Below are 12,192 nucleotides of genomic sequence, written 5' to 3'. Positions count from 1 at the left end.
CCCGCCTCCTACTCGATTTTTCCCTTCCCCCGTTTTCCCTGTCATACCTGCTCTGGAATAGGGCCATGGCTTTTTGCCTGGCTAACGCATTCTGCAGGCTGCGCAGGGTGCATTGGCCCTGGAGCATGGCGATGTCGCTGGACATTGACCCGCTCGCCGCTGCTAAATCGGCTTTTGCGCCAAGGAAGCGAACATGAGTTGGGACCTGCCAACACCCTTCGTCATCGACCTGCGCGTCGGCAGCGAGGACATCGATGGCCTCGGCCACGCCAACAATGCCGTCTACGTCACCTGGCTGGAGCGCTGTGCCTGGCGTCACTCCCAGCGCCTGGGCCTAGACCTTGCCGCGTATCGCCGGCTGGACCGTGCAATGGCTGTGGTGCGCCACGAAATCGATTACCTGGCGGCCGCCTACGAAGACGACGAATTGCAACTGGCCACCTGGATCATCGACTGGGATCAGCGCCTGCGCATGACCCGGCGTTTCCAACTCCAACGCCCGCGTGACGGTGTGACCCTGCTGCGAGCGCAGACCACCTTCGCCTGCATCGAGCTTTCCAGCGGCAAGCCCAGGCGCATGCCGGCAGAATTTCTCGACGGTTACGGGCCGGCGCTGATCGGTGCCTGAAACGCCGGGTTTTTTTGTTAGACTGCCGCCTTTTTCCGCCGAGACCCCGACATGCAAATTGCTCTGGCCCCCATGGAGGGGCTGGTCGACAACATCCTGCGCGACGTGCTGACCCGTGTGGGCGGCATAGACTGGTGCGTCACCGAGTTCATTCGGGTGTGCGACCGCCTGTTGCCGCCGGCTTCGTTCCACAAGCTGGCCCCCGAGCTGCGCCAGGGGGCGCTGACGGCTGCCGGGGTGCCCATGCGCGTGCAGCTGCTGGGGTCGGACCCGCTATGCCTGGCGGAAAACGCCGCACTGGCCTGTGAACTGGGCGCGCCGGTCATCGACCTGAACTTTGGCTGCCCGGCCAAGACAGTGAACAAGTCCCGCGGTGGCGCCGTGCTGCTCAAGGAGCCGGAGTTGCTCCATGCCATCGTGCATGCCGTGCGCCGCGCGGTGCCTGCGCATATCCCGGTAACCGCGAAGATGCGCCTGGGCTTCGATAGCCCGGCCGGCGCGCTGGATTGCGCCATGGCGCTGGCAGACGGCGGCTCGGCGCACCTCGTGGTGCATGCGCGGACCAAGGTCGAGGGCTACAAGCCGCCCGCCCATTGGGAGTGGGTGGCGCGGGTGCAGGACGTGGTCAAGGTGCCCGTGTTTGCCAATGGCGAGATCTGGACCGTGGACGACTGGCGGCGTTGCCGTGAGGTCAGTGGTGCCGAGGACATCATGCTTGGCCGTGGGCTGGTTTCGCGCCCTGACCTTGGCCTGCAGATAGCCGCGGCGCGGGATGGGCGTGATTACCAGCCGCTGGGCTGGCAGGACCTGCAGCCGCTGCTGCGCGAGTTCTGGCGCCAGGCCCAGGCCAAGCTGTCACCGCGTTATGCGCCCGGCCGACTGAAGCAGTGGCTGGCCATGCTGACCCGTAGTTACCCGGAGGCGGTGCTGCTGTTTGCCGAGTTGCGCCGCGAGGATGATTGTGCGCGGATCAGCCGGTTGCTGGGCTGTGAGGCGGTGGCCGAGGCCTGTGTTGCCTGAACGGCCATCGGCCCGTTTCCCCCCCCCAGCAGATTTTTTCAATTTACCCCCTTGAAAGCCTTTGTCTTGGCCCTATCTCTTGAGTACGCGATGCCGAATTCGGGTCGCGCAATGACTTACTTGCTGATACTCAGGAGTTTATGACCATGACTACCGCTTTCTCTCTTGCTCCACTGTTCCGTCATTCCGTTGGCTTCGACCGCTTCAATGACCTGTTCGAATCCGCGGCCCGTAATGAGGCTGGTAGCAGCTACCCGCCCTACAACGTGGAAAAGCATGGCGATGACCAATACCGTATCGTGGTTGCCGCAGCCGGTTTCCAGGAGCAGGACCTCGACCTGCAGGTCGAAAAGGGTGTCCTGACCGTTATCGGTGGCAAGCGTGACAATGGCGATGCTGAAGTGACCTACCTGCACCAGGGTATCGCGCAGCGCGCCTTCAAGCTGTCGTTCCGCTTGGCCGACCACATTGAAGTCAAGGCTGCCGGCCTGGCCAATGGTCTGCTCAGCATCGACCTGCTGCGCATCGTGCCTGAAGAAGCCAAGGCCAAGCGCATCCCGATCAACGGCGACAAGCCAGCGCTGAATTGATGGGATCGTTGTAAACAAGGGCATCTTTGGGTTAATGCCTGCGTTACTGGGGCTGCTTTGCAGCCCTTCGCGGGCACGCCCGCTCCCACAGGTGAATTCAAGAAGTGGGAGCGGGCGTGCCCGCGAAGGGTCGCAAAGCGGCCCCAAATGACTTAACTGACTGGCATTGACCTTCGGGTGCCCTTTTTTTGCCTGGCCCTGCGAAAGCGGCCACACCGGGGTTCCAGTCAGTAATCCGCCGGTGCTTCCAGCAGCATCTGCCGGAACTCCGCCAACGGCAAAGGCCGGCTATGCAGGTAGCCCTGGTACAGGTAGCACCCTAGCTGCTCGAGAAACTCCAGCTGCTCTGTGAGCTCGACCCCTTCGGCAATCACCGCCAGGTCCAGGCTGCGGGCCATGGCGACGATGGCACGGACGATCTCGGCATCGTTCGGGTCGACCGTCGCATCGCGCACGAAGCTCTGGTCGATCTTCAGTGCATCGACCGGCAAGCGCTTCAGGTACGTCAGCGACGAGTAGCCCGTGCCGAAGTCATCCATGGCGAAACTCACCCCATAGCGCTTGAGCTCGCGCATCTTGCTGATGGTGTCTTCCAGGTTCTGGATGACGATGCCCTCGGTAATTTCCAGCTTCAGCATCTTGCGTGGCAGGCGGTAGTCGTCGAGGCTGCGCAGTACCCGCCCCACGAAGTCGGCCTGGCGGAACTGCCGCGGGCTGATGTTCACGCACAGGCTGAAGTCGTCGGCGTCGATCAGGCCGTCCGTCAGCATGCGCGCGCAGGCGTCGCAGGCCTCGTCCAGGATCCAGCTCCCCACTTCCAGAATCAGCCCGCTTTCCTCCAGTACCTGGATGAACTGCGCGGGTGGCTGCTGGCCAAGTTGCGGGTGGTGCCAGCGCAGCAGCACCTCGGCACCGACGATGCGGTTGTCACGGGCATCCACCTGCGGTTGGAAGTGCAACGCCAGTTCGCCGCGGGCCAGGGCCAGGCGCAGGTCGTTCTCCATGCGCAGGCGTTCGCTGGCGGCCTTTTGCATGGTGGTGTGAAACAGCTGGGTAGTGTTGCGACCGGAATCCTTGGCCCGGTACAGAGCGATATCGGCGCGTTTGAGCAGGTCGGCCGGTGTGGCACCATGGTCGGGGATCAGCGCCACGCCGATGCTGGGCGTGACCTGCAGGCGCTGGCCATCCAGCGACATGGGCTCGGCCAGCAGCTCGCGTAGGGTGTCGGCCAGTTCGCGCACTTGTGCTTCCACCAATTCTCGGCTGCCTTCCAGACCACTGAGCAGCACCACGAACTCGTCGCCGCCCAGGCGCGCCACGGTGTCTTCCAGGCGCACGCTGGCTTCCAGGCGCGCGGTAATGATCTTCAGCACCGCGTCGCCCACCGGGTGGCCCAACGAGTCGTTGATGTGCTTGAAGTGGTCAAGGTCGAGGAACAGCAGCGCGCCGCGCAGGTTGTGGCGCTTGAGCAGGGCGATCTGCTGGCTGAGGCGGTCCATCAGCAGGGCGCGGTTGGGCAGGTTGGTCAGCGGGTCGTGGTAGGCCAGGTGCCGGATCTGCGCCTGGGCGTTCTTCAGCTGGCTGACGTCGCGGGCGGTCAGCAGCAGGCAGTCCACTTCATTGAGGGTGATCCGCTCGACCGACACCTCCACGGTCAGGATATCGCCGCGCTTGTTGCGCCCGAGCATCTCGCGGTGGTGAACCCGGCCGCGCTCGCGCAGTTCGGCGAGCAAGGCGCCGCGTTGCTTGTCATCGGCCCAGATGCCGATTTCGTACACCGTCTGGCCCACCACTTCCGCAGCGCTATAGCCGGTCAGGCGGCAGAAGCCATCGTTGACTTCCAGGTAACGGCCACTGTTGCATTCGGTGATGGTGATGGCGTCAGGGCTGGAGTGGAAGGCCTTGGCGAACTTTTCCTCGCTGGATTTCAGGGCCGCTTCGGCGCGTTGCTGTTGGGTGATGTCGCGCAGGGTGGTCACGCTGCAGGGCTGGTCGTCGACAGTAATCAGGCGGCTGGAGATCACGCACGTCAGGGGCGCCCCACTGCGGTGGTTGACGACCACGGCGACATTGCTCAGCGCCTGTTCGCGGATCACCCGTTCGATCCGTTGCGCACGCTCGATGGATTCGGCCCACAAGCCGATCTCCTCGGCAGTGCGGCCAAGCACTTGCTCGCTGCTCCAGCCGAAGTTCTGGGTGAAGGCCGGGTTGATCTCGATGAACTGGCCAGTGTCCTGGCGGGTAACGCAGATGGGGTCGGGGCTGACCTGGAACAGGCTGGCGAACTTCTCCTCGGAGGCGCTCAGGCGCTGCTCGCGTTCGACCTGGTCGGTAATGTCGAGCAACGTGCCGGCCATGCGCAGCGGATTGCCCTGGTCGTCCCGGTAAAGCCGGGCGCGGCTCTCGATGTAGCGCGAAACGCCGTTTTCCAGCTGCACCCGGTAGGTGATCTGGTAGTTGCCGGCAGGGCCTTCGCGCAGGCTTCGGTAGGCCTGGCGCATCGAGTTGCGCTCTTGTTCCGGTACACCCTCGAAGAAGGCGTCGAACGACTCGTGGAAAGGAATCGGCGGCAGGCCGTGCAACTGCGCGGCGCGGGCCGAGCCATAGAGCATGCCGCTGGGGATATGCCAGTCCCAGGTGCCCAGCTGCGCCGAGTCCAGGGCCAGGTCCAGGCGCTCCTGGCTGTCTTTCAGGGCCTGCTCGGCGCGCTTGCGCTCGCTGGTGTCGACGAAGGTGCTGATCAGGAAGGTCACGCCTTCCAGTTCGATGCCTTGGGTGCAGAGAATGCCGTCGTGCACCTTGCCGCTGATGGCCCGGAACTGGACCTCCATGATCTGCGGGTCGCCGTTGGCGCGGGTCGACTCGATCACCTGCTGACGCTGCTCGGGGTTGACCCACAGGCCCAGCTCCAGGCTGGTCTTGCCGATGACCTGGCTGCCAGGCCAGCCGAACATGTCTTCGAAATGCTGGTTGACCTCGAAGATCATGCCGTCGTGGCGGCGGGAGAGCAAAATGGCGTTGGGGCTGAGGTGGAACAGCGTGGCGAAGCGCTTCTCCGAGTTGATCAATGCCGCTTCCCGCTCGCGCTGGCGGGTGATTTCACGCACCACCCCGATCATCTGTGGCCGGCCATGCTGGTCGTGGGTCAGGCTGCCGTTTATCTCCAGCCAGTGCAGGCTGCCGTCCGGCCAGCGGATGCGGTGGCGCATGGCGCGCTCCACCGGCTCGCCGTTGAAAATCGCCTGGAACACCTGGCGGGTACGGGCGCGGTCCTCTTCGGGCAGCAGGTCGAGGTAATCGGCATCGGCGGGCAGCGGGCGCTGGGGATCGAAGCCGAACAGCGCCTGGGTACCGCGTGACCAGCTGACACGGCCGCTTTCGATATCCCATAGCCAGGCACCCAGGCGTGCGCCGTTGAGCGCGGCCAGCAATTGTGGGGCGTTCTGCCAGGCCTGCTCGGATTCCTGCGGGTCGGCCGCAGGTATTCGCGGCAGGCGCAAAAAGCGGTTCACTGTTTTGGGCATCGGTACCAGACCTTTGGCGTAAGACGCGTCCTTGGAGTTGGAAATACCGGGCTGACGGCCGCTCAGGCGGACCCTGCGTGGCTGTCGAGCAACGCCATGAACGCCCTGGCCGCGTTCGACAGCGTACGCTCCGTGTGCAAAATGTAGCCTAGCTGGCGCGACAGCTGTATGCCGGGCAAGGCGATGGGTGCAACCTGTTCATCGAGCATGGTGCGCGGCAGCACGCTCCAGGCCAGGCCGATCGATACCATCATCTTGATGGTTTCCAGGTAGTTGGTGCTCATGGCGATGTTCGGCGTCAGGCCCTGGCTTTCGAACAGGCGCTGGACGATGTGGTGGGTAAACGTGTTGCCACCGGGGAATACCGCCGGGTGGCGGGCGACATCGGCCAGGCTCACTGCCTGGTTGTTGGCCAGCGGGTGCTCGGGCGCGGCGACGAAGTCCAGGGCGTCGTCCCATACCGGTACCGCCTTGACCAGGTGGTGCGGTTCGGGCGCCAGGGTGATCACGGCAATCTCGGCGCGGCCATGCAGAATCTCGTCGTAGGCCTGTTCTGAATCCATGAACTGAATATCCAGTGCTACTGCTGGGTATTGGCGGGTGAACGCCCGTAAAAGCGGGGGCAGGCGGTGCAGACCGATATGGTGGCTGGTGGCCAGGGTCAGCCGACCAGTCACCGCCCCGTTCAGGTTGGTCAGCGCCCGTCGGGTATCATCAAGGACGTTGAGGATCTGGTAAGCGCGGGGCAGCAGTGCCCGCCCGGCCTCGGTCAACGTCACTTCGCGCCCCAAACGGTCGAACAGGCGTACGTCCAGCTGCTGCTCCAGGCCCGCGATGCGCTTGCTGATGGCGGGCTGGGTTAGGAACAGGCGTTCCGCTGCCCCGGAAAAGCTGCCGCTTTCCGCAATGGCGATAAAGGCACTAAGGTTGGCCAGGTCCATGGTTTGGTATTCCTTTTAGCTATCCAAAGCATAAAAATTATGAATTTGAGTTATTCAATCTAACCCCATAGCATCGTCCATACAAGCCAAGGGGTTTTTGGCACAGAAAGACGCTGATGAGGAACAGTCTGATGGCTGGCAAAACGCTCTACGACAAACTCTGGGAAGCCCATGAGGTCAAGCGCCGTGATGACGGCTCGTCCCTGATCTACATCGATCGCCACATCATCCACGAAGTGACATCGCCCCAGGCCTTCGAAGGCCTGCGCCTGGCCAACCGCAAACCGTGGCGCATCGACGCCAACATCGCGACGCCGGACCACAACGTGCCAACCACGCCGGAGCGCAAGGGCGGCATCGAGGCCATCGTCGACCAGGTGTCGCGCCTGCAGGTGCAGACCCTCGACGAGAACTGCGACGAATACGGCATCGTCGAATTCAAGATGAACGACGAGCGCCAAGGCATCGTCCACGTCATCAGCCCGGAGCAAGGCGCCACCTTGCCGGGCATGACCGTGGTCTGCGGCGACTCGCACACCTCGACCCACGGCGCGTTCGGGGCCCTTGCCCACGGTATCGGCACCTCCGAGGTCGAGCACGTGCTCGCCACCCAGTGCCTGGTCGCCAAGAAAATGAAGAACATGCTGGTCCGGGTGAAAGGCGAGCTGCCGGCCGGCGTCACCGCCAAGGACATCGTCCTGGCCGTGATCGGCAAGATCGGCACCGCCGGTGGCAACGGCCACGCCATGGAATTCGCCGGCAGCGCCATTCGTGCGCTGTCGATGGAAGGCCGCATGACCATCTGCAACATGTCCATCGAAGCCGGTGCCCGCGTGGGCCTGGTGGCCACCGACGCCACTACCGTTGCCTACGTCGAAGGGCGCCCCTACGCGCCGAAGGGCGAGCAGTGGAAGCAGGCGGTCGAGGCGTGGAAAGACCTGGTGTCGGATGACGATGCGGTGTTCGACACCGTGGTCGAGCTGGATGCCAGCCAGATCAAGCCGCAGGTTAGCTGGGGCACTTCGCCCGAGATGGTCCTGGCCGTCGACCAGCGCGTACCGGACCCGGCCGCCGAAGCCGACCTGGTCAAGCGTGGCTCGATCGAGCGTGCCTTGAAGTACATGGGGCTGACGGCCAACCAGGCCATCACCGACATCAAGCTGGACCGCGTCTTCATCGGCTCGTGCACCAACTCGCGCATCGAAGACCTGCGTGCCGCGGCGGAAATCGCCAAGGGCCGCAAGGTGGCCGCCAGCGTCAAGCAAGCCATCGTCGTGCCGGGTTCGGGCCTGGTCAAAGCGCAGGCCGAACGTGAAGGCCTGGACAAGATCTTCCTCGAAGCCGGTTTCGAATGGCGTGAACCAGGCTGCTCGATGTGCCTGGCGATGAACCCGGACCGCCTGGAGAGCGGCGAGCATTGCGCGTCCACCTCCAACCGCAACTTCGAAGGCCGTCAGGGTGCCGGTGGGCGTACCCACCTGGTCAGCCCGGCCATGGCCGCCGCTGCCGCGGTAGCCGGTCATTTCATCGATGTTCGCGAGTTGATCCAAGGGAGCGCAGCATGAAAGCCTTTACCCAGCACACTGGCCTCGTCGCGCCGTTGGACCGTGCCAACGTCGACACCGACCAGATCATCCCCAAGCAGTTCCTCAAGTCGATCAAGCGCACCGGCTTTGGTCCGAACCTGTTCGACGAGTGGCGTTACCTGGACGTGGGCCAGCCTTACCAGGACAACAGCAAGCGCCCGGTCAACCAGGAGTTCGTGCTCAACTATCCACGCTACCAGGGTGCCAGTGTGCTGCTGGCGCGGGAAAACTTCGGTTGCGGCTCCAGCCGTGAGCACGCCCCCTGGGCGCTGGACGAGTATGGCTTCCGCAGCATCATTGCGCCGAGCTTCGCTGACATCTTCTTCAACAACAGCTTCAAGAACGGCTTGCTGCCAATCATCCTCAGCGATGAGGAAGTGGACGAGTTGTTCAAGCAGGTGGAAGCCAACCCGGGCTACCAGCTGACCATCGACTTGCAGGCCCAGGCGGTGACCCGCCCAGACGGCAAGGTGCTGCACTTCGAGATCGATGCCTTCCGCAAGCACTGCCTGCTCAACGGCCTGGACGATATCGGCCTGACCCTGCAGGACGGCGATGCGATCAAGGCCTTCGAAGGCAAGCACCGTGCTGCGCAGCCTTGGCTGTTCCGGGATGCCTGAATGATGTAGCCGGGTTCGCTGGCCTCATCGCCGGCAAGCCAGCGCCCACAGGGTTCCCACAACTTTCAGGCTGTGGTGCTCCTGTGGGAGCTGGCTTGCCGGCGATAGCGCCCGTAGAGCCAACCCAGAACCAAAAGGATCGAGACATGACCAGCAGCCAACACACCGACGTGGTCCAACGCCAGTTCGGCGAACAAGCCAGTGCCTACCTCAGCAGCGCCGTACACGCCCAGGGCAGTGAATTTGCCTTGCTCCAGGCCGAACTGGCAGGGCAGGGCGCCGCCCGTGTGCTGGACCTGGGCTGCGGTGCCGGGCATGTCAGCTTCCACGTTGCGCCGCTGGTCGCCGAAGTGGTCGCCTACGACCTGTCGCAGGCCATGCTCGATGTGGTCGCCAGTGCCGCTGCCGAGCGCGGCCTGGGCAATATCATCACCGAACGCGGCGCGGCCGAACGCCTGCCGTTCGCCGATGCATCGTTCGACTTCGTTTTCAGCCGCTACTCGGCCCACCACTGGAGCGACCTGGGCCTGGCCTTGCGCGAAGTGCGCCGGGTGCTCAAGCCAGGCGGCGTGGCGGCGTTCATCGATGTGATGTCACCGGGCAGCCCGCTGCTCGACACCTACCTGCAAACGGTCGAAGTGCTGCGCGACACCAGCCACGTGCGCGATTATTCCGCCGCCGAATGGCAGCGCCAGGTCAGCGAAGCCGGTTTGCACGTGCGCAGCCACACCCGCCAGCCGCTGCGCCTGGAGTTTTCCAGCTGGGTCGAGCGCATGCGTACCCCCGAGCCGATGCGCGTGGCTATCCGCCAATTGCAGCAAGCCATGGGCGAAGAAGTACGGCAGTATTATCAGATCGACAGCGATGGCTCGTTCAGCAGCGATGTACTGGTGCTGTGGGCAGAGCGATAAGTTTTTTTCGGTGGGGCCCGCTTGGCCGCGCCGTGTGAATGGATAGAGGAAAGCATGAGCAAGCAGATTCTGATTCTCCCAGGTGACGGTATCGGGCCGGAAATCATGGCCGAAGCGGTCAAGGTGCTGGAGCTGGCCAACGACAAGTTCCAGCTCGGTTTCAGCCTGGCCCACGATGTGATCGGTGGCGCTGCCATCGACAAGCACGGCGTGCCCCTGGCCGACGAAACCCTGGAGCGTGCGCGCAAGGCCGACGCGGTCTTGCTGGGCGCGGTGGGCGGGCCGAAGTGGGACAAGATCGAGCGTGATATCCGCCCGGAGCGCGGCCTGCTGAAAATCCGTTCGCAACTGGGCCTGTTCGCCAACCTGCGCCCGGCCATCCTCTACCCGCAACTGGCCGACGCGTCTTCGCTCAAGCCCGAGATCGTTTCCGGCCTGGACATTCTCATCGTTCGTGAGCTGACCGGCGGTATCTACTTCGGTGCCCCACGCGGCCAGCGTGAACTGGAAGGTGGCGAGCGCCAGGCCTACGACACCCTGCCGTACAGCGAAAGCGAAGTGCGCCGCATTGCCCGTGTCGGTTTCGACATGGCCCGCGTGCGCGGCAAGAAACTGTGCTCGGTGGACAAGGCCAACGTGCTCGCTTCCAGCCAGCTGTGGCGCGAAGTGGTCGAAGACGTGGCCAAGGATTACCCGGATGTGGAACTGAGCCACATGTACGTGGACAACGCCGCCATGCAACTGGTGCGCGCCCCCAAGCAGTTCGACGTGATGGTGACCGACAACATGTTTGGTGACATTCTGTCGGATGAAGCTTCCATGCTGACCGGGTCCATCGGCATGCTGCCTTCGGCCTCGCTGGATGCCGACAACAAGGGCATGTACGAGCCTTGCCACGGCTCGGCCCCGGACATCGCCGGCCTGGGTATCGCCAACCCACTGGCGACCATTCTGTCGGTGTCGATGATGCTGCGTTACAGCTTCAATCAGTCGGCCGCCGCCGAGGCGATCGAGAAGGCCGTGAGCCTGGTTCTGGACCAGGGGCTGCGCACGGGCGACATCTTCTCGGAAGGCTGCACCAAAGTTGGTACGCAGGAAATGGGCGACGCAGTAGTCGCAGCCCTGCGGAATCTGTAATCTCTCTGGCCCGCCACCCCACATTCCTGGTGGCGGCCCACTTTTAGCAAAGGTGTAGTTGCGATGAAACGTGTAGGTCTGATCGGTTGGCGCGGTATGGTCGGTTCCGTGCTCATGCAGCGGATGCTGGAGGAGCAGGACTTCGACCTTATCGAGCCGGTGTTCTTCACCACCTCCAACGTGGGTGGCCAAGGCCCGAACGTGGGCAAGGATACAGCGCCGCTCAAGGACGCTTATTCGATTGAAGAACTCAAGACCCTCGACGTTATCCTGACCTGCCAGGGCGGCGACTACACCAACGAGGTCTTCCCCAAGCTGCGCGAAGCCGGCTGGCAGGGTTACTGGATCGACGCCGCCTCGTCCCTGCGCATGCAGGATGACGCGGTCATCATCCTCGACCCGGTCAACCGCAAGGTCATCGACCAGCAACTGGACGCCGGTACCAAGAACTACATCGGCGGCAACTGCACTGTCAGCCTGATGCTGATGGGCCTGGGTGGCCTGTTCGAAGCTGGCCTGGTCGAGTGGATGAGCGCCATGACCTACCAGGCAGCCTCGGGTGCCGGCGCGCAGAACATGCGTGAGCTGATCAAGCAGATGGGCGCTACCCACGCGGCCGTCGCCGACGACCTGGCCAACCCGGCCAGCGCCATTCTCGACATCGACCGCAAGGTCGCCGAGGCCATGCGCAGCGAAGCGTTCCCGACCGAGAACTTCGGCGTACCGCTGGCTGGCAGCCTGATCCCGTGGATCGACAAGGAACTGCCGAACGGCCAAAGCCGTGAAGAGTGGAAGGCCCAGGCCGAAACCAACAAGATCCTCGGCCGCTTCAAGAGCCCGATCCCGGTCGATGGTATCTGCGTGCGCATCGGCGCCATGCGTTGCCACAGCCAGGCGTTGACCATCAAGCTGAACAAGGATGTGCCGATTGCCGATATCGAAGGCATGATCAGCCAGCACAACCCTTGGGTGAAACTGGTGCCTAACCAGCGTGAAATCAGCATGCAGGAGTTGTCGCCGACCAAGGTCACCGGCACCCTGAACATTCCGGTTGGCCGCCTGCGCAAGCTGAACATGGGCTCGCAGTACCTGGGCGCATTCACCGTGGGTGACCAGCTGCTGTGGGGCGCTGCCGAGCCGCTGCGCCGCATGCTGCGGATTCTGCTGGAGCGTTGATCGTTCTGGTTCGTCCGAAAACCCGTGCTGGCAACAGCACGGGTTTTTTGTTGTTCGCC

Annotated in this window: 10 protein-coding genes; 8 read left to right on the top strand and 2 right to left on the bottom strand. The window is 63.5% G+C overall.

Going from position 1 to position 12,192, the window contains the following annotated elements; all coding sequences use genetic code 11:
- Positions 1–193 precede the first annotated feature (193 nt).
- From GYA94_RS25710 to GYA94_RS25700, 3 genes are all read left to right on the top strand, one after another.
- Positions 194–628, top strand: a complete 435-nt coding sequence (locus GYA94_RS25710; protein ID WP_009685047.1) for an acyl-CoA thioesterase — start codon at positions 194–196, stop codon at positions 626–628.
- Between the two features lie 51 nt (positions 629–679).
- A complete protein-coding gene (locus GYA94_RS25705; protein WP_009685046.1) occupies positions 680–1,648 on the top strand; it encodes a tRNA dihydrouridine synthase in 969 nt (322 codons plus the stop codon).
- 146 nt (positions 1,649–1,794) lie between these two features.
- Positions 1,795–2,238, top strand: a complete 444-nt coding sequence (locus tag GYA94_RS25700) for an Hsp20 family protein (RefSeq protein WP_009685045.1) — start codon at positions 1,795–1,797, stop codon at positions 2,236–2,238.
- 227 nt (positions 2,239–2,465) lie between these two features.
- Here the strand turns inward: GYA94_RS25700 and GYA94_RS25695 are convergent, their stop codons facing one another.
- Both GYA94_RS25695 and GYA94_RS25690 read right to left on the bottom strand, forming a co-directional pair.
- Positions 2,466–5,762: a PAS domain S-box protein gene (locus GYA94_RS25695; protein ID WP_009681667.1), complete on the bottom strand. Its 3,297-nt coding sequence runs from the start codon at positions 5,760–5,762 to the stop codon at positions 2,466–2,468.
- A 62-nt stretch (positions 5,763–5,824) separates the two neighbouring features.
- The gene (locus tag GYA94_RS25690; protein ID WP_054905866.1) at positions 5,825–6,703 is read right to left on the bottom strand and encodes a LysR family transcriptional regulator; all 879 of its coding nucleotides are present in this window, start codon (positions 6,701–6,703) and stop codon (positions 5,825–5,827) included.
- Positions 6,704–6,834: 131 nt separating this feature from the next.
- Between GYA94_RS25690 and leuC the strand changes: the two genes are divergently transcribed.
- The 5 genes from leuC (at position 6,835) to asd (ending at position 12,133) form a co-directional block, all read left to right on the top strand.
- A complete protein-coding gene (leuC, locus tag GYA94_RS25685; RefSeq protein WP_161893367.1) occupies positions 6,835–8,268 on the top strand; it encodes a 3-isopropylmalate dehydratase large subunit in 1,434 nt (477 codons plus the stop codon).
- Positions 8,265–8,909, top strand: a complete 645-nt coding sequence (leuD, locus tag GYA94_RS25680) for a 3-isopropylmalate dehydratase small subunit (RefSeq protein WP_110679715.1) — start codon at positions 8,265–8,267, stop codon at positions 8,907–8,909. The genes leuC and leuD overlap by 4 nt, the downstream gene beginning before the upstream one ends.
- A gap of 146 nt (positions 8,910–9,055) precedes the next feature.
- Entirely contained in the window at positions 9,056–9,820 is a 765-nt protein-coding gene (locus GYA94_RS25675; RefSeq protein ID WP_009681663.1) for a class I SAM-dependent methyltransferase, read from the top strand.
- A 54-nt stretch (positions 9,821–9,874) separates the two neighbouring features.
- Positions 9,875–10,957 carry a 3-isopropylmalate dehydrogenase gene (gene leuB, locus GYA94_RS25670; protein ID WP_009681662.1) on the top strand — a complete coding sequence of 361 codons (1,083 nt, stop codon included), beginning with the start codon at positions 9,875–9,877 and terminating at the stop codon, positions 10,955–10,957.
- A 63-nt stretch (positions 10,958–11,020) separates the two neighbouring features.
- Positions 11,021–12,133 (top strand): aspartate-semialdehyde dehydrogenase, encoded by a 1,113-nt coding sequence (asd, locus tag GYA94_RS25665; protein ID WP_029887368.1) that lies wholly within the window; start codon positions 11,021–11,023, stop codon positions 12,131–12,133.
- Positions 12,134–12,192 lie beyond the last annotated feature (59 nt).

Origin of the sequence: Pseudomonas juntendi, assembly GCF_009932375.1 — a bacterium.
GTDB classification, from domain to species: Bacteria; Pseudomonadota; Gammaproteobacteria; order Pseudomonadales; family Pseudomonadaceae; genus Aquipseudomonas; species Aquipseudomonas juntendi.
The sequence above is the reverse complement of the archived record's forward strand: the minus strand, read 5'-3'. Positions and strand labels throughout refer to the sequence as shown.

Excerpts from the sequence above, each read along its gene's own strand:
- GYA94_RS25710 (WP_009685047.1), top strand. The coding sequence starts at position 194 with ATGAGTTGGGACCTGCCAACACCCTTCGTCATCGACCTGCGCGTCGGC.
- GYA94_RS25705 (WP_009685046.1), top strand. The coding sequence starts at position 680 with ATGCAAATTGCTCTGGCCCCCATGGAGGGGCTGGTCGACAACATCCTG.
- GYA94_RS25700 (WP_009685045.1), top strand. The coding sequence starts at position 1,795 with ATGACTACCGCTTTCTCTCTTGCTCCACTGTTCCGTCATTCCGTTGGC.
- GYA94_RS25695 (WP_009681667.1), bottom strand. The coding sequence starts at position 5,762 with ATGCCCAAAACAGTGAACCGCTTTTTGCGCCTGCCGCGAATACCTGCG.
- GYA94_RS25690 (WP_054905866.1), bottom strand. The coding sequence starts at position 6,703 with ATGGACCTGGCCAACCTTAGTGCCTTTATCGCCATTGCGGAAAGCGGC.
- leuC (WP_161893367.1), top strand. The coding sequence starts at position 6,835 with ATGGCTGGCAAAACGCTCTACGACAAACTCTGGGAAGCCCATGAGGTC.
- leuD (WP_110679715.1), top strand. The coding sequence starts at position 8,265 with ATGAAAGCCTTTACCCAGCACACTGGCCTCGTCGCGCCGTTGGACCGT.
- GYA94_RS25675 (WP_009681663.1), top strand. The coding sequence starts at position 9,056 with ATGACCAGCAGCCAACACACCGACGTGGTCCAACGCCAGTTCGGCGAA.
- leuB (WP_009681662.1), top strand. The coding sequence starts at position 9,875 with ATGAGCAAGCAGATTCTGATTCTCCCAGGTGACGGTATCGGGCCGGAA.
- asd (WP_029887368.1), top strand. The coding sequence starts at position 11,021 with ATGAAACGTGTAGGTCTGATCGGTTGGCGCGGTATGGTCGGTTCCGTG.